General features: G+C 33.3%; 17 protein-coding genes. 10 read left to right on the top strand and 7 right to left on the bottom strand.

Translation table 11 applies throughout. The features are described 5' to 3' along the window. Positions 1-263: 263 nt before the first annotated feature. Positions 264-1,736, bottom strand: a complete 1,473-nt coding sequence (pdxR, locus tag HLK68_RS07090) for a MocR-like pyridoxine biosynthesis transcription factor PdxR (protein WP_006785220.1) — start codon at positions 1,734-1,736, stop codon at positions 264-266. Between the two features lie 141 nt (positions 1,737-1,877). On the opposite strand from pdxR, the gene pdxS reads away from it, so the two are divergent. From pdxS to HLK68_RS07105, 3 genes are all read left to right on the top strand, one after another. After that, on the top strand, positions 1,878-2,756 hold the full coding sequence (pdxS, locus tag HLK68_RS07095) for a pyridoxal 5'-phosphate synthase lyase subunit PdxS (RefSeq protein WP_006785221.1): 879 nt from the start codon (positions 1,878-1,880) through the stop codon (positions 2,754-2,756). Position 2,757: 1 nt separating this feature from the next. After that, positions 2,758-3,333: a pyridoxal 5'-phosphate synthase glutaminase subunit PdxT gene (pdxT, locus tag HLK68_RS07100; RefSeq protein ID WP_006785222.1), complete on the top strand. Its 576-nt coding sequence runs from the start codon at positions 2,758-2,760 to the stop codon at positions 3,331-3,333. A gap of 85 nt (positions 3,334-3,418) precedes the next feature. Further along, positions 3,419-3,817 carry a rhodanese-like domain-containing protein gene (locus HLK68_RS07105; RefSeq protein ID WP_006785223.1) on the top strand — a complete coding sequence of 133 codons (399 nt, stop codon included), beginning with the start codon at positions 3,419-3,421 and terminating at the stop codon, positions 3,815-3,817. Positions 3,818-3,838: 21 nt separating this feature from the next. Here HLK68_RS07105 and HLK68_RS07110 read toward each other — a convergent pair whose 3' ends face one another. Beyond that, complete coding sequence (locus HLK68_RS07110; protein ID WP_006785224.1) at positions 3,839-4,747, bottom strand: helix-turn-helix domain-containing protein; 909 nt, start codon at positions 4,745-4,747, stop codon at positions 3,839-3,841. 150 nt (positions 4,748-4,897) lie between these two features. On the opposite strand from HLK68_RS07110, the gene HLK68_RS14690 reads away from it, so the two are divergent. From HLK68_RS14690 to HLK68_RS07120, 3 genes are all read left to right on the top strand, one after another. Beyond that, on the top strand, positions 4,898-5,029 hold the full coding sequence (locus tag HLK68_RS14690; RefSeq protein WP_006785225.1) for a hypothetical protein: 132 nt from the start codon (positions 4,898-4,900) through the stop codon (positions 5,027-5,029). Between the two features lie 223 nt (positions 5,030-5,252). Then, entirely contained in the window at positions 5,253-5,513 is a 261-nt protein-coding gene (locus HLK68_RS07115; protein WP_055164601.1) for a hypothetical protein, read from the top strand. 50 nt (positions 5,514-5,563) lie between these two features. After that, positions 5,564-6,244, top strand: a complete 681-nt coding sequence (locus tag HLK68_RS07120) for a hypothetical protein (protein WP_132942552.1) — start codon at positions 5,564-5,566, stop codon at positions 6,242-6,244. Between the two features lie 101 nt (positions 6,245-6,345). On the opposite strand, the gene trhA is transcribed toward HLK68_RS07120, so the two are convergent. Continuing rightward, entirely contained in the window at positions 6,346-6,993 is a 648-nt protein-coding gene (gene trhA / locus HLK68_RS07125) for a PAQR family membrane homeostasis protein TrhA (protein WP_006784804.1), read from the bottom strand. 167 nt (positions 6,994-7,160) lie between these two features. Here trhA and HLK68_RS07130 point away from each other — a divergent pair, with 167 nt between their 5' ends. The 3 genes from HLK68_RS07130 (at position 7,161) to HLK68_RS07140 (ending at position 10,846) form a co-directional block, all read left to right on the top strand. After that, positions 7,161-7,736, top strand: a complete 576-nt coding sequence (locus HLK68_RS07130) for a DUF1836 domain-containing protein (protein ID WP_006784805.1) — start codon at positions 7,161-7,163, stop codon at positions 7,734-7,736. Between the two features lie 323 nt (positions 7,737-8,059). Beyond that, the gene (locus HLK68_RS07135) at positions 8,060-9,340 is read left to right on the top strand and encodes an L-cysteine desulfidase family protein (protein ID WP_006784806.1); all 1,281 of its coding nucleotides are present in this window, start codon (positions 8,060-8,062) and stop codon (positions 9,338-9,340) included. A gap of 99 nt (positions 9,341-9,439) precedes the next feature. Further along, the gene (locus HLK68_RS07140; protein ID WP_006784807.1) at positions 9,440-10,846 is read left to right on the top strand and encodes a flotillin family protein; all 1,407 of its coding nucleotides are present in this window, start codon (positions 9,440-9,442) and stop codon (positions 10,844-10,846) included. Positions 10,847-10,873: 27 nt separating this feature from the next. On the opposite strand, the gene HLK68_RS07145 is transcribed toward HLK68_RS07140, so the two are convergent. From HLK68_RS07145 to HLK68_RS07160, 4 genes are all read right to left on the bottom strand, one after another. Then, a complete protein-coding gene (locus tag HLK68_RS07145; protein ID WP_229040185.1) occupies positions 10,874-11,446 on the bottom strand; it encodes a lipofamily protein in 573 nt (190 codons plus the stop codon). A gap of 112 nt (positions 11,447-11,558) precedes the next feature. After that, positions 11,559-12,422: a class II fructose-1,6-bisphosphate aldolase gene (fba, locus tag HLK68_RS07150; protein WP_006784809.1), complete on the bottom strand. Its 864-nt coding sequence runs from the start codon at positions 12,420-12,422 to the stop codon at positions 11,559-11,561. Between the two features lie 208 nt (positions 12,423-12,630). After that, entirely contained in the window at positions 12,631-13,791 is a 1,161-nt protein-coding gene (locus HLK68_RS07155; RefSeq protein ID WP_132942551.1) for an AI-2E family transporter, read from the bottom strand. Between the two features lie 214 nt (positions 13,792-14,005). Beyond that, positions 14,006-15,346, bottom strand: a complete 1,341-nt coding sequence (locus HLK68_RS07160; protein ID WP_055164592.1) for an MATE family efflux transporter — start codon at positions 15,344-15,346, stop codon at positions 14,006-14,008. Between the two features lie 92 nt (positions 15,347-15,438). Here HLK68_RS07160 and HLK68_RS07165 point away from each other — a divergent pair, with 92 nt between their 5' ends. Beyond that, on the top strand, positions 15,439-16,077 hold the full coding sequence (locus HLK68_RS07165; RefSeq protein ID WP_006784812.1) for a Crp/Fnr family transcriptional regulator: 639 nt from the start codon (positions 15,439-15,441) through the stop codon (positions 16,075-16,077). Positions 16,078-16,185 lie beyond the last annotated feature (108 nt).

A 16,185-nucleotide genomic window follows, 5' to 3' on the forward strand; every position in this document is an offset into this window, starting at 1 on the left:
TCCTCAACTGGTGGGCAGGGAGTCCTCGGGGGAGCGAACAATCCACCGCTGCTGAGTCTATAAAGGATTATAGCCTGATACAAATAACTTTTAAAAATGCGAAGTTAGGTGTCCATAATTGATGGGGGATAATAAGTAATAGCTCTTTTCTATTTCTAAATATAATGAAACAATAAAAAAAGTCTCTATCTTTGCATTTAAGATAGGGACTTTTTTATTAATCGATAAGTCGACGTAAATTTTTTTGTATTAAGGTGACTCTTTTAAATTAATGGCGAAATATAGGTAGACTGTTTTTTCTTATTGTTCATTAGATGAAGACACTGTTTTAAAATATCAATTCCTTTGATGATGTCCGCTTCTGTACATGCTGCAAAACTTAAACGCATATATTGATTTAGATGAGTATCTTCCGTTGGACTGAATAGTTTTCCTGGGGTCGTAATTAGTGAATGAGATAAACAAAGATCATAAAGTTCATTAGCATTAAGATGTGGCGGCAGTTGAATCCAAAAATGAAGGCCACCATGTGGAATATGAAATTTGACATCATATGCTTTTAATTTATTTAATTCTTGAACCATGATATCGTATTTTTTCTTATAAATAATTCGCATTTGATTAATATGTTCATCCCATTGACCTTCACGTAAATATAAATCTACTGTACGTTGGATTAATCCAGATGATGAAATATCTGTATGATGTTTGGCATTCATAATATCTGTAGAGAGGGGAGAGGGAACAAGGATAAATCCAATACGAAGACCAGGCATCATAATTTTAGAGAAACTTTTTATATAAATAACACGTTCATTTTGATCTAGACTTTTGAAACTGATATTGCTAGCATCAGGTTCATAATTTAGCTCAGACATTGAATCATCCTCAACAATATAGAAGTCGTATAGTTGCGCGAGTTCTATTAAACGTTTCATTTTTTTTAAGGAATAAGTCACGGTACTAGGGTTTTGATATTTAGTCATGACATATAAAAGTTTTGGTCGAACAGTTAGTAGTGCTGCTTCTAATTCAGAAAGATTAAGGCCATCCTCTTCTAAGCTGATTCCTTTAATTAAAACATCTCGAGATTTGAAAACAGCTAAAGCTCCTGTATAGGTTGGGTCTTCAACGAATACACAGTCACCGCTTCCAAGAAGTGTTTTACCAATAATATCAATTCCTTGTTGGGCACCTGATACAATTTGAATTGAGTTAGGTGAAACCTCAAGTTTTTGATGGCGTTTTAGGTATTGGCATAAACTTTCACGAAGAGGTTCATATCCATTACTTTCTTGATATCCAAAGGCGTATCCCTGATCTCGATCGAGAACATAATTTAGATAATGTTTAAATGAGGCAATTGGAAAGATGCTTGGTTCAGGTGTGGCACTCGCAAAGTTAATTTGGTTGTGTTCTAAATGCAGATGCTGACTTGTAATTTGTTGCATTGATAATTTAGGTGAGGGAATTGAGGGAGGAATGATTTGTTTTTCTTTAACGTAATAACCGCTCCCTTTTTTTGCAATGACAAGTCCAAGTGTTTCAAGGTGTTTATACGCAGAAACAATCGTTACATTATTAACTTCGAGTAGAGTAGCTAATTTTCGAATAGAAGGAAGAGAGCGACCACCTTCTAATTGTTGGTGTTGAATCATAGTTGCTACTTGATTAGCGATTTGTAAATACATGGCTTCAGATTTATTCTTATCTAATTGTATGGGTACAGGTAACATTGTATTACTCCTTTTAAGTAATTGTATTGATTTATTAGGGATTATTTGGTATAAAATAATTGTTAGAAATCATTTTAATAATAATTGTTTCGATACAATTATTATATTGAAGATGAGTAAAAATGTAAAGGAGTGAGGAAAATGAGTGAACGTTATGAATTAAATAAGAATCTAGCTCAAATGCTAAAAGGTGGCGTTATTATGGACGTCGTAAATGTTGAGGAAGCTAAAATTGCAGAAGCTGCGGGGGCAGTTGCTGTTATGGCACTTGAACGAGTACCGTCTGATATTCGTGCGAAAGGCGGAGTAGCTCGTATGTCTGATCCTAAAATGATTAAAGAAATTCAAGAAGCAGTTAGTATCCCAGTAATGGCTAAAGTGCGCATTGGTCATTTAGTAGAAGCTCAAGTGCTTGAAGCACTTGAAATTGATTATATTGATGAAAGTGAAGTATTAACTCCAGCTGATGATGAATTCCATATTGATAAAACAGAGTTTAACGTACCATTTGTATGTGGGGCTAAAAACTTAGGGGAAGCACTTCGTCGTATTGGAGAAGGAGCCTCAATGATTCGTACGAAAGGAGAAGCGGGAACAGGAAATGTTGTAGAGGCAGTTCGCCATATGCGTACGATGAATAAAGAAATTCGTGAAATCCAAGCAGCAAGCAAACAAGAGTTAATGACAATAGCGAAAAATATGGGAGCTCCATATGACTTAGTGTGCTATGTTCATGAGCATGGAAAATTACCAGTTGTAAACTTTGCTGCAGGTGGAATTGCGACACCAGCTGATGCTGCCTTAATGATGCAACTTGGATGTGATGGGGTATTCGTAGGATCTGGAATTTTTAAATCAGATAATCCACAAAAACGTGCTGAAGCAATCGTTAAAGCTACTACTTATTATAATGATCCAAACATCATTGCACAGGTTTCAGAAGGATTAGGAGAAGCGATGAGTGGAATTGACATTCGTCAATTACCTGAAAATGAACAATACGCAAAACGAGGATGGTAGTATGAAAAACATTGGAGTCTTAGCTGTCCAAGGTGCCGTACAAGAGCATATGAACCTTTTAAGCCAACTAGACGATGTAAATCCACTTCTAGTAAAATATGAAGATGAGTTGGAAAAAATCGATGGTTTAATTATTCCAGGAGGAGAAAGTACCGCTATCGGACGGCTATTACGTGATTTTAATTTATTAAAACCACTGCGGAAAAAAATTAAAGATGGTTTACCTGTTTGGGGGACATGTGCTGGAATGATTATCCTGGCTAAAGAACTTGCTAAAGATTCAACAGTTCATTTAGGATTAATGGATATTGAAGTTGAGCGTAATGCTTATGGGCGACAATTAGGAAGTTTTAAAACGGAAGTGGAAATTGAGACAGTATCGTCCTCTAAAATTCCATTAGTGTTCATAAGAGCGCCATATGTTACTAAGGTAGGACCAGAGGTTTCAGTCATACTAGAACTTAATAATCATATCGTAGCATGTAAACAAGATAATATGCTTGTTACTTCATTTCATCCTGAATTAACGAACGATTTAAGTTTTCATCAGTATTTTTTAAATATGATTGATAAATAAAAAAAATGACCATTTCGGTCATTTTTTTATTTAGATAGAGAATACTAAAAGAAAATAAAAATATTTTAAAAGAGAAGGAATCAACATGAGAAAAGCAATCGGAAAATTATTATTTTGTTTAGTTTTTATATTTTTAATGACAGTAGCTATTTTAGATTATGAATCAACTCAATCTGCTGCTTTGATGCAACAGACTAGTCCCCAAATTATTCAAAGAGAGTCGGCAGAAGAGCTAATGGATAATACAAAAGAAATCCTTATTATTGATGTCCGTGATGCAGATGAATACGAGAAAGGTCATATTCGCAATGCCATAAACATACCATATAATCAATTAGAGCAACATCTTGATGAACTTATGGCCTATCAAGATACACCGATTATTATTTACTGTCAAAGTGGTAACCGTAGTAAGATAGCTGGTGAAAAATTAGAGGAACTTGGATTTACTAAAGTTTATGTGATAGAAGATAAAATGGATTAAAAAAAACCTACAATAGTAGGTTTAAGCAATATCAATTCCAAGTGCTTTATATTGTTCAATAACGCGCTCAATTTGATTACGTTTCCCTTGCATTTCATATAAAGTCACGAAAAATTTAGCACATGTTGTTGCTTCTTCCATTAAACCTTGATCCGCTAGAATGCTTCCCTTGCACATAAATAAATCGGCAACAACCGCAAAAGAACGTTCCTGTAAACAAGTTTTAATTCCTATTTCACAGACTTCAAGTGCTTTATCATAGTAATCTAGTCGATAATAAACATTGGCTAGGTTATAATACATACGGCCTAGTAAATTAATATCGTATTTATGATAATATTTTAAATAGTTCTCAATGATTAAGGGTAATAATTGAGAAGCTTCAACTAATTTATTATTGATAATATAGAATAGAATAATAATAGTATGAATAATATTTAATTCATTTAGGGTACGGAATCCCACACAAGCTTCTTCTAAATTTGTAAAGTTCATAGTTAGTTTTAACAAATCAATGTAGTATTCAATAGTTGGACTTTCATATTGGGGAAGATGAAATTTAGCAGCACCTTCATACCATCCTAAATATTGTTGAAAGTCTACTGGTGGATTAGGATGAAGAGAACGGTATTGATCGATTAATTCCATTAACGGAACAAAGTCTTTCTCGTAGAAATAATAATCTAATTGTTGCTTTAATTCAATGACTTCCATCGGATTTTCGTGGTTGGCAAAAAGCAGAAAAGGTTCTAGGTTCTCATTTAATTTTTTTGATAATGCACTGAGTAAAAATCCCGTTGGTAAATTCTCATTTTGCTCAATTCGAATAAGCTGGCGCTTTGTACAAATACCATCAGCTAACTTTTCTTGACTCAATTGTTTTTTTAATCTTAACTCTTTCAATACATTTCCGAAATAAATTTCGTTCATGAGCGTCCTCCTAACCCCCAGTATTTATTATTCTTATAATAAATAAACATCATGTGCTAAAAAGTAGAAAGTGAAAAAATAGTCACTTTACGTCTTATTTAATTTATTATATCATGAAAATAGCAAAAGTTGAGAGGAGAGACAAAGACAATGAAAAAAAATTTAAAACAATTAGTTGTTGCATTTGTATTAGGATTAGTATTAGTTCAAGGAGTTACTACAGTACAAGGTAGTCAACAACCTTCAACTCGTGCATCAATCGAACTTCCTTGGTGGTTATAATCAATAATTAAAAATTAAATTGGGGATATGAGATAGAGGGGAAAAGATGTGAATCATGATTCACATCTTTTTTTTATATTTAATTAAAAAATATAAACTCTTTAGAGGAATAGAATAGGTTAAAAATCAATAATAATACCCCAAATTTGTGTGATTTACATGACCAAAAATCCTTCCGTTTAATATATTATAGTGTAGCTCGAATTTGAAGGGGGGGATAGAAATGACTATTAAACGTTCTTATTACCCTCAAGATACGGATAATCCAGTTAAATTATTTGAGCCAACGACGCAAACATTTACATTTGATAAACGAGATTTTAAAGAATTTTGTTCATTGGATAATATTTCTGTTATCGTCACAAACGTTGAAAATCACCATTATGAACATGAATACATTTATGAATATATAGACGTAAAAGAGTTACATTGTTATCATCATGGAAAGCGAGATGGTAATAGTTATAATTTGAATGACGAGTAGAAATAGTGATGTAATTTTTATAATTATTCAAGTTAAAGGAGATAGAGCTTATGAAACAATATCCACGTTGTCAGGCTAAACACCAACAAGAAAGTAAACCATCTTTGTTTGATGAAGAAAAATTTTTCTCAGATGAAAAATTATTTGGGAGAGATGAATTAGAAAGAACATCTAACGCTAAATGGTATCCTGCGGATGTTAAAGGTGGTAAACATAATCTTTGGGACGACAATGCCGAAACTATTGAGTCACACCATTTTTGGGAAGGGGAAGAAGATAAAGCAGAACCTTTTGGGCCAGGTAGGGATGAAGAAATGGAGTTAGAACATCTTTGGGAAAATGAAAGTCAATGTAGTGAAGAAGATCAAAGTGCTGTAACAGATTCTCTTTGGGAAGGTCAAGAGGATGAAGAACATGAAATGTTGAATGAAGAGAAAGGATGTGAAGGTAAAAAACATCCGGAACCTTGTCATCATCATGAAGATTGCAAAGTCATTCGAGAAAAACCTGTTTATTGTAAAGAAGAAAAAAATTATTATCATAAAGTAAAACATATTATTCCTGTTATTTGTAAAAAAGTCGAAAACCATCACTATAATCATGAATATATTATCAAAAAAGAAGTTATCAAAAAAGAACATCATTATGATCATGGAAAACGTGATGAAGATTGGTGTAAAGTTGCCGGATGCTGCAACAATCATAAAGATGATTGCGGTTGCGAAGAATAAAATAGGTTATGAAGTGATGAGGTTAAGATTGAGTCAATCTTAGCCTTTTTATATAAAAAAGGTATCTTTACTTTTAAGATACCTTTTAATGTATATCGAACTTATATAACAAATAAATAAATGCATAAAAAATGACAAAGACTACCGAGTAAGATAAAAATATGAAAGATTTCATGGAACCCAAGGTATTTAAATTCCAAGCATTTGGGTTTAAGCGCATAAATAATTCCACCAACAGTGTAAAGAATCCCTCCAGCAATTAATAAGCTAAGACCGGTTGCACTTAAAGACGCTAAAAGTGGTTTAAAGACGAAAATGGCCATCCACCCCATAATGATGTAAATAGATGTAGAAAGAATGCGAGGACAATTGAACCAGGCCATTTTAAAGGTAATTCCGCAAATAGCAATAGCTATAATGACAAAGAATAATACCCATCCAGACCATCCATTAAGTGCGATCAAACAAAACGGTGTATAAGATCCTGCAATAAGAATGAAAATCATACTATGATCGAGACGTTGTAAAAAGTTAATGACGCGATCAGATGAAATGATCATGTGATAAGTGGCTGAGGTAGCATATAACAAGATCATACTGATTCCAAAAATAATCACTGCTGTGATGCCAATAGCATTTGGATTTTCGCAAGCTACTTTGATAATCATAGCAATAAGAGCAATAAATGATAGAATGGCACCAATTAGGTGAGTTATTGCATTAATAGGTTCGCGCATATAATTACTCATTTTTTATCCTCCTTACTTCGTTATGTGGTTTTTAAAACTACATCTACTTTTGTCTATATTATATGGCTATTAAGTAATGTTGTCAACATTTACATTATGTGAAACTATGATATAATTTATGTATATAATAAAAAGTAGTTTTAGATACTATATAACAGGTGATAAAAATGAATTTTGATGAGAAAATTAAGCAACTTCATTTAGAAAGACAGTTGAAATTAGAAGATTTACCTCAAGTCGATTTATATATGGATCAAGTTATTCAATTATTTCAAAATGTTTACGGTGAAACACTTCGAAATGACTCAGAAAAAGTTTTGACAAAAACAATGATTAATAATTACTCTAAGGGAAAATTATTATTTCCAATTCAAAATAAAAAATACACTAATGAACATTTAATTTTAATGAGTTTTATTTATCAACTAAAAGGCGGTTTATCAATCAGTGATATTAAGACATCTTTAGATGAAATTAATGAAAAAGTTATTGAACAATATGAATTTCCATTAACATCAATTTATGAAACATATTTGAAGTTGGTAGACAAGAATGTCGAAATATTCAAACAGAATGTTTTACAGAGCGTAGATGAAGTTTCACATGAGATTAATCAATTAGAGGGAATTCATCTAGAATCAATGGAAAAATTTCTACTATTATCTTCTCTTGTGAATATGAGTAATATGTACAGACGGTTAGCTGAATCATTAATTGATGATATGAAAAAGGAAGAAAATTAGCTATCGTATACTAGGGATTGTGTGGATAGAATAGATAAATCCAGATAAGTTTTTTATGATTTAAAAAAATCCACTTTATCTAATGGTGAAAGAAAACTACGAATCCACAAACTTATGATGTGGGATAGGTAACTAGTTTTAAAAAGTTCTATGAATTCAGACAGATTCTGAAGATTTGGGTTCTCTAGTTTTTTCATATAAGTCCATCTTCAACTGCTAGGTAAAAACATTTCTGATTCATATGGATGGTTATTGAAGTCTTAATTTGATAGAATGTGAGAGTAAGATTTTGAGAAAATTTAATTAGTAGGGAGAGGGCGACTATGTCTTTAACTAAACAATCGTATCATGCATTTCTTGCTATTTTAAAAGAAGAACTTGTACCTGCTCTTGGATGTACAGAACCAATTGCCATTGCTTATGCAGCAGCTAAAGCACGTGAGGTATTGGGGATATTTCCTGAAAAAATTATAGTTAGATGCAGTGGAAATATTATTAAAAATGCTAAATCGGTTGTAGTCCCTAATACAGGCAACTTAACAGGAATTGAGGCAAGTGCTATTACTGGTGCAATTGCAGGTGATTCAAGTAAAGGTCTTGAAGTGATTGAATGTGTAAATGAAAGTCAAATTCAAGAGGTAGGGAAGCAACTGCGCCAAAATTTATGTATAGTTGAACTAATCGAGAATGATGCAAATTTACATATTATTATGGAGATGGTTGCCGGTGATCAATCTTCGTTAGTAGAATTAATTCATACGCATACAAATGTGTGCCGTATTGAAAAAAATGGTGAAGTTTTATTATCTAAACAATTTAACAAAGATGACTTTAATTCTGCGTTAGCCGATCGTTCGGTTTTAAATGTAGCGGATATTTATGAGTTTGCCAATACAGTGGATTTATCTGATTTGAATGAAATGCTTGCTAAGCAAGTTAAATATAATTTAAGTATTGCCAAAGAAGGTTTATCTAATCAGTATGGTGTTAATGTTGGGAAAATGATTTTAGAATGTTATGGTGATGATGTTAAAACCAAAATGAAAGCTTATGCGGCAGCGGGATCTGATGCTCGTATGTGTGGATGTAGCTTACCAGTTATGACGACATCTGGAAGTGGAAATCAAGGAATGACGGCATCATTACCTATTATTATTTACGCTCGTGAAAAAGGATTAACAGAAGAACAAATGTATCGTGGATTAATTTTGGCGAGTCTTGTGACCATTCATCAAAAAACGTTTATTGGACGTTTATCAGCCTACTGTGGTGCTGTAAGTGCAGCCTGCGGTAGTGGTGCAGCCTTAACGTATTTAAAAGGTGGAACTCTTGAACAAATTGAAATGACGATTACAAATACATTAGCTAATATTGCAGGAATTGTTTGTGACGGAGCTAAAGCATCATGTGCGGCTAAAATTGCGTCAAGTTTAGATGCGGCTATTATGGCACATTATTTAGCTTTAAGAGGCGTGGCATTTGATGAAACATGTGGAATGGTGCAATCTAATATCGAAAGTACAATTGAAGCTTACGGACGTCTAGGCCGTGAAGGAATGAAACAAACGGATATTGAAGTTTTAAATATTATGTTAGCAAAATAAGTGAAAAGGGCTCAAAATCTTATATTTTGGGCCCTTTTGTTCTATTTAATAGGGATTATTAATATGGTTATAACAGAGTAAGTGTGAGGGGGATGAGGGATGTTAGAATCGATAATGCCAATGTTAAAGTGGGTTATTTTAATTGTGGTAATTTTAATTCTTTTATGCATGGTTTGGAAAAAGGCACCGCAGGATAAGGCAATTGTTGTAACAGGGTTAAAACGTCGTGTTATTAGTGGTAGTGGTGGAATTGTGATTCCTTATTTAGAACAAATTTCACGAATTTCACTTGAAAATATGAAAGTGGAAGTTAAGACCCATGAATCATTAGATAGTAATGGAGTTCCAATTGATACAGATGGAGTTGCAATTATTAAGGTTAATTCAGATCCTAAGTGTGTTTTACTTGCAATGGAACAATTTAATACGGGTCGTGAAAAAGAAACGATTAATGTTATTAAAGAAACCGTCCAAGATGTTCTTGAAGGAAAGTTACGTGAAATTGTTTCTAAGATGTCGATTGAGGAAATTTATAGAGATCGAGAAATGTTTGCAAATGAAGTTGAGAATGTGGCAAAAGATGATTTAGAAAAGATGGGGCTTGAAATTAAAACATTTACAATTCGAGATATTGATGATACAAAAGGCTATTTAACTGCACTTGGAGCGAAACAAATTGCGGAAGTAAAAAAGAATGCAGCGATTGCAGAAGCGGAAGCTGAGCGTGATCAAATGCAAAAAACTTCAGAAGCTAAACGCTTAGGAACGGAAGCACAGTTAAGGGCTGAAACTGAAATTGCTCGTGCAAAGAAAGAAAAAGAATTACAAATTCAGTCTTTTAAAGAAGAAGAACAAAAAGCGCAAGCAAAAGCCGATTTTGCTTATGAAGTAGAACAAAATATTGTAAAGAAAAATGTGATTGAAGCATTAAAAAATACTCAGTTATTTGAAGAGCAACGTCAGACTGAGATTGCAATGCAACAAGCTTTAAAACAAGAAAAAGAATTAGAGGCAACCGTTAAAAAGGTAGCGGAAGCACAGAAGTATAAAGCAGAACAAGAGGCCGAAGCAGAGCGTTATAAGTTGATTAAAAAGGCAGAGGCTGAAGCAGAGTCAATTCGGATAAAGGGAGCTGCAGAAGCGGAAGCAACACGTGTTAAAGGACAGGCATTAGCAGATGCGATGAAAGCAGAGGCGGAGGCGATGCGTGAAAAAGCTGAAGCTTATAAACAATACGGCGAAGCTGCGGTGATTCAAATGGTAGTAGAAAGGCTACCAGAAATTGCGCAACATATTTCAGCTCCGCTCGCACAAACTGAAAAAATGGTTATCATTGATAATGGTGGTGGCGGTGGGGCTGCAAAAGTCTCACAAAATGTAACGAAGATGATTGCTGAGGTTCCAGAAGTTGTGGAATCTTTAACGGGAATCAATTTAATTGACTTAATTTCTTCTATTCAACATAAATCTGAAAGTGATGAAACGGAAGAATTAAATGAAGCATAAGAAAAAGAGCCAATAGGCTCTTTTTCTTTATTTTTGAAGTTCCATAGCACCTGTCACTTTTGAAGTATCATCCATTTTAAAGCTATCTTTAGCTGCTTGGTCTTTGAAATAAATATTTCCATTAACTGTTGCATCAACTAATTCAAAGTTGTTACAGTCAACGTAAATATCACCCGCTACAGTCCCACCTTTAATACGAGAACCATCTTCTTTGAATGTCATTTTAGGTGCAGTTAGAGTATAGCTTGCTGTTTTATTACGGTTTTCATCTTGATTATACAGAGCTAATAAACGAGGTGTTTCAACGCCATCTTTTTTTAATCCACCTTCAAATGTTAAATCTTTTGTTGTATTCATATCTTTAGTAATGATAACAATCCAACTTTCTTTAACAGCTTTTTCTAGTGTTGCTTCATCTGTTACCCAAGAAGGTCCAGTTGTTGCATCTGCTAGCTCACCTGTATTTGGATTTGTTGTTGGAGATTGAGTGGTAGAATTATTAGTTGTCTCATTAGTATTAGTGTTATCTGCTTTACTACCACATCCACTTATTAAAGTGGCTAACGTGAATAAGGATAAAATAACTGTTTTCTTTTTCATATAAATCGTCCCAATCATTTAAAATTTAAATCCAATATTAATGTATCCAGATTCATGAGAAATATAAAAAAAACATCCACAAAAGTGGATGTTTTTTAGATGAAAGTTAAAATTATGCTTTGTTAACTGATCCGAATAATTCCATTTTTTCTTTAACGCAAGCTTTAATAGCTTCGAATCCTGGGTTTAATAATTTACGAGGGTCGAATCCTTTACCTTCTAAATCTTTTCCAGCTTCGATGTATTTACGTGTAGCTTCTTGGAATGCTAATTGGCATTCAGTATTAACGTTGATTTTAGCAACTCCTAAAGAGATCGCTTTTTTAATCATTTCTTCGTTAATTCCTGTTCCACCGTGTAATACTAATGGAGTGTTTCCAGTTGCAGCATTGATTTCTTCTAAAGCATCGAATGCTAATCCAGCCCAGTTTTCTGGGTATTTACCATGGATGTTTCCGATTCCAGCAGCTAACATAGTTACTCCTAAGTCAGCGATTAATTTACATTCAGCTGGGTCAGCAACTTCACCTTTACCAACTACACCGTCTTCTTCTCCACCGATTGATCCAACTTCAGCTTCTAAAGATAATCCTTTTTCAGCAGTTAATTTAACCATTTCAGTTGTTTTAGCGATGTTTTCTTCGATTGAGTAATGAGAACCATCGAACATGATTGAAGAGAATCCAGCTTCCATAGCGTCTAAAGCACCTTGGTAGCTTCCGTGGTCTAAGTGTAATGCTACAGGAACAGTGATGTTTAATGTTTTCATCATTCCTTCAACCATACCTACGATTGTATTATAACCGCACATATATTTTGCAGCACCTTCAGATACACCTAAGATAACTGGTGAGTTATTTTCTTGAGCAGTTAATAAAATAGCTTTAGTCCACTCTAAGTTGTTGATGTTGAATTGACCAACAGCGTATTTACCTTCATAGGCTTTTTGTAACATATCTTTAGCAGAAACTAACATGTTGTAACCTCCATCGATTCAATTATTATTGGATTGAGATTTTACTTTTTTCTCGTCCTAAAAGTTATTATAACGGAATTTGTGAAAAAAATAAATAAAAATGTTTTACTTTCACTTTGATGAATTTGAACGGAAAATATGGTTTAAAGTCGAATATTAAGTAAGAAATAATAAAAAGGCTATCATTCGATAGCCTCGTTTCATAGCATTAAGCACGCGTTTCTAATTTTTGAAATCTACGATCAATGTATACTTTGCATAAAGCGGCAATTGGAACAGAAAGAATCATACCAAGAGCTCCTAAATAATTCCCACCAATTAAAATGGCAATAAAAATCCAAACGGGTGCAAGACCGACGCTATCTCCTAATATTTTAGGTTGAATAAAGTATCCGTCTATTTGCTGATAGGCAATTAATAAGATAAATCCTAAAATACCAAGTTTAACACTTGTAAATAACCCAAGAATTAAAGCAAGTGCAGCACCGATGATAGGCCCAACATAAGGGATGATATTAGAAACCCCGGCGATTAATCCAATTAATAAAGCAAACGGATGACCGATAATGAGTAATAAAAGACTAGATGCAACGCCAACAATAGCGGCATCAATTAATTGTCCAACAATAAAATTACCAAAGACCTCATGTAAGTCATGTAAGAAATGTTTAATTTTTGCTTTTATCTGTGGCTTAAAAATAACAGTTCCTAATTTATCAATACCTGCAAAAATCGTTTCTTTATCTTTAAGGAAGTAGAAGGTTAAGATGATAGTCGCTAATGTATTGATTACAAGTCCTGTTAAATTTGTTACAACACCTGTTCCAATATTTAAAGCATTTGTTAATAAACCTTTTAAAAGGTTTGTTAAGAATAACGTAAACTCTTGAATTTGTTCGTTAGTAATAGAAACTGCTTTAATATATGGCGTTAAATTATTAATCCATTCCGTAATAATGGTTTGGAAGTTAGGAAGTGATTGCATAACGGTATCGATATTTTCAATGAGAGGAGGAAAGATTGAATTAATCAACGTATAGATAGCGAAGAAGACAAGGATAGCTAGTAATAAAATACTGATGGTGCGTGCCATTCCATTTGAAATCCCTTTTTTACTTATCTTTTTAAATCCTTTTTTAAAATTACGCTCAATAAACATGAGAGGGCGATATAAAATATATGAAATAACAAAGGCATATAAAATAGGTGAGATGACGGATAAAAAATTGGTTAAAAAACTTTTTGTCCAAAGAACGATATCCGATGATTTTAAAGATAATTGATAAACGAATAATAAAATGATTCCGATGACTAACGTAATCATGGCAATATTCAAATATTTTTTGCTAATTTTAACTTTATCAAACAAAATAATCCCTACTTTCTCTTGATGTCGTTTATTATGTCATATTTTAGTTTGAAAATCAAATAAATAATAGTGAATAGATAGGCTAGATAAGTTTTGTAAAAAAATTCTAACAACTAAGATTAGGTTAACATGATTGAAAATAGTTCTGTTTCAATAGAGATATACCGTTAGTATAATCCATTTTGCCATAAAAATTCCTATAGGAAACTCTTGGTTAATTGACAGAAGATAGTCGTTTAAACTCTTTTTTTATTAAGAAGAAACAGAGTAATGAAACACTTAAATCTGTGATTGGCTGAGCTAGCCAGACTCCATTCAGTCCTATTAATCTAGGAAGAATGATGAGAGCGGGAATCAAAATAATCATCTGACGAATAATCACAAGCCAAATAGAGAGTTTTGAATTCCCAATTGATTGGAAGAAGTTTGGGGCAGTTAAAGATAAAGCACATAATGGAAGACTGAAGGCGTAGAGTTTAAGTTCAGTTACAGTTGTGTTAATGAAGGTTTTATCTGGATTAAAAAAGCTCACAAGCGGCGTGGGAAGAATATAGATAAGTAAAAATCCGAGTGTGAAAATAATAGTTGAAGCAATAGTTCCTTGTAAAAATGTTTTTTTGACACGGGTATAGTTTCGTTGACCAAAGTTATACCCAATAATTGGAATCATTCCTTGATTAATTCCGACGACCGGCATCATGACGAGATTATAAATAGTGCTAATGGTTGTGAAAGATCCGATGGATAGAGCGGTTCCATAGTGTTTTAGAGACTGATTTAATAAAATTTGAACGAAAGCAGAAATGAGCTGGATAAGCGCTGTGGATAATCCAAAGGTAATGATAGGTTTTACTAAATGATGTTGAATTTTTAATTTTTTAAAATCAAGTTTTAGGTTAGAGGCACCTCGTGTGTAATAGTACACAACATAAAGAAAGACAGTGGCCTGCGATAAGATGGTAGCAAGTGCAGCTCCGCTAATCCCGAGATTAAGTCCAAAAATAAAGAGCGGATCCAAAATAATATTAATGAGACAGCTTGCCATTAAAATTAAAGCCGCTCGTTTTGGATCTCCTTCAGAGCGGATAATTCCCATTAAAGAAAAGCCCATAATATAAAATGGAATACCGATTGTTAAAATATTGAGATAATCTTTGGCATAGCCAATCGTATCTGATGTAGCTCCGAATAGGTAAAGAAGGGGTTCATTAAATAGATAGAAGACAATCATTAAGAAAATGCTAATTATGAGTCCAAGAAGCGGAACTTGATTCAAAAAATCCTCTGCTTCTTCCTTCTTTTGTTCGCCAAGTCTTAGTGAGAGGTTAGCGATAGCTCCGTACGTAATTAAAAGTTCACAGGCTAATATAATCGTTGTAAAAGGAATTAAGGTTCCAAGTCCAGTTAAAGCTAAGGAACCGGCACCTTGAATATGACCAATAAAGATACGATCAACGGCATTGTATAAGGAAACGGTCATCATACTAATGATAGCTGGGATACAATATTTGAGTAGTAATTTAGAAATGTTTGTGGTTTGTAGTGAGTGATGCAATAGATACTCCTCCTTGTTCAAGTTGAAATTGTAGCTTATAATATCAAAAGATTTTTAGAAATTCGAGGACATTTGTCCATAGGGAGAAAGATATGAATTGGTTAACATCACGAATTGAGAATGGAAGTCAGAGTTTAAAAGATGGCATAGTTATGAAAAGATACGAAAAAGGGATGACAATTTTATCTGCAGAAGATGAAATTAAGGGTGTTTTAATTGTCAAAAAGGGAAAAGCTAAAGTATATTCTCTTGCTGAAAATGGATCGACTCATATGATTAAAATTTATGAAGCGGGAGAATTGCTAGGTGAGATGGAAATTCTCACTGGAAGAACTGTCTTTCATTATGTGGAGGCATTAGAAACGTGTGAGATGATGTGGATTTCACAGTCTTTATTTTTTGATTGGATAAAAGAGGATTCGGATGTTTCACTTTATATCATGAAGCAATTAGCAGAAAAATTATATCGTAGTGCAACCGTGATGAAGTCAGTTGTTTTATATCCACTTAAATATCAAGTGTTGTTTTTTATCTGGCGGCATATTTGTGAAACCAAGGAAATGGTCATAAAGAAAGAACTTGTTGTTGAGGCTTTAGGTTCTAACACAAGAAGCATCAATCGTATTATTAAAGAATTAGATGAGGATGGTATTTTAGATAATTTAAGTGGCGAAATTATCGTTCATGAATTTTCAAAAGTGGTTCAATTAGTTAGTCAATATGAATCATAAAATTTTAGAAAGCTAAGTTCATTTGGTTGACTTTTACGGAGGTTGTGCATATACTAATTACATGAACATATGAATAAATATTCATATTACAAAGTTTAGGAGGTCATT

The sequence above is a fragment of the Turicibacter sanguinis genome, from assembly GCF_013046825.1.
GTDB lineage: Bacteria > Bacillota_I > Bacilli_A > MOL361 > Turicibacteraceae > Turicibacter > Turicibacter sanguinis.

Coding starts and splice junctions, on each gene's coding strand:
- HLK68_RS07120 (WP_132942552.1), top strand. CDS start 5,564: ATGAAACAATATCCACGTTGTCAGGCTAAACACCAACAAGAAAGTAAA.
- pdxS (WP_006785221.1), top strand. CDS start 1,878: ATGAGTGAACGTTATGAATTAAATAAGAATCTAGCTCAAATGCTAAAA.
- HLK68_RS07105 (WP_006785223.1), top strand. CDS start 3,419: ATGAGAAAAGCAATCGGAAAATTATTATTTTGTTTAGTTTTTATATTT.
- fba (WP_006784809.1), bottom strand. CDS start 12,422: ATGTTAGTTTCTGCTAAAGATATGTTACAAAAAGCCTATGAAGGTAAA.
- trhA (WP_006784804.1), bottom strand. CDS start 6,993: ATGAGTAATTATATGCGCGAACCTATTAATGCAATAACTCACCTAATT.
- HLK68_RS07145 (WP_229040185.1), bottom strand. CDS start 11,446: ATGAAAAAGAAAACAGTTATTTTATCCTTATTCACGTTAGCCACTTTA.
- HLK68_RS07115 (WP_055164601.1), top strand. CDS start 5,253: ATGACTATTAAACGTTCTTATTACCCTCAAGATACGGATAATCCAGTT.
- pdxR (WP_006785220.1), bottom strand. CDS start 1,736: ATGTTACCTGTACCCATACAATTAGATAAGAATAAATCTGAAGCCATG.
- HLK68_RS07165 (WP_006784812.1), top strand. CDS start 15,439: ATGAATTGGTTAACATCACGAATTGAGAATGGAAGTCAGAGTTTAAAA.
- HLK68_RS07140 (WP_006784807.1), top strand. CDS start 9,440: ATGTTAGAATCGATAATGCCAATGTTAAAGTGGGTTATTTTAATTGTG.
- HLK68_RS14690 (WP_006785225.1), top strand. CDS start 4,898: ATGAAAAAAAATTTAAAACAATTAGTTGTTGCATTTGTATTAGGATTA.
- pdxT (WP_006785222.1), top strand. CDS start 2,758: ATGAAAAACATTGGAGTCTTAGCTGTCCAAGGTGCCGTACAAGAGCAT.
- HLK68_RS07110 (WP_006785224.1), bottom strand. CDS start 4,747: ATGAACGAAATTTATTTCGGAAATGTATTGAAAGAGTTAAGATTAAAA.
- HLK68_RS07135 (WP_006784806.1), top strand. CDS start 8,060: ATGTCTTTAACTAAACAATCGTATCATGCATTTCTTGCTATTTTAAAA.
- HLK68_RS07130 (WP_006784805.1), top strand. CDS start 7,161: ATGAATTTTGATGAGAAAATTAAGCAACTTCATTTAGAAAGACAGTTG.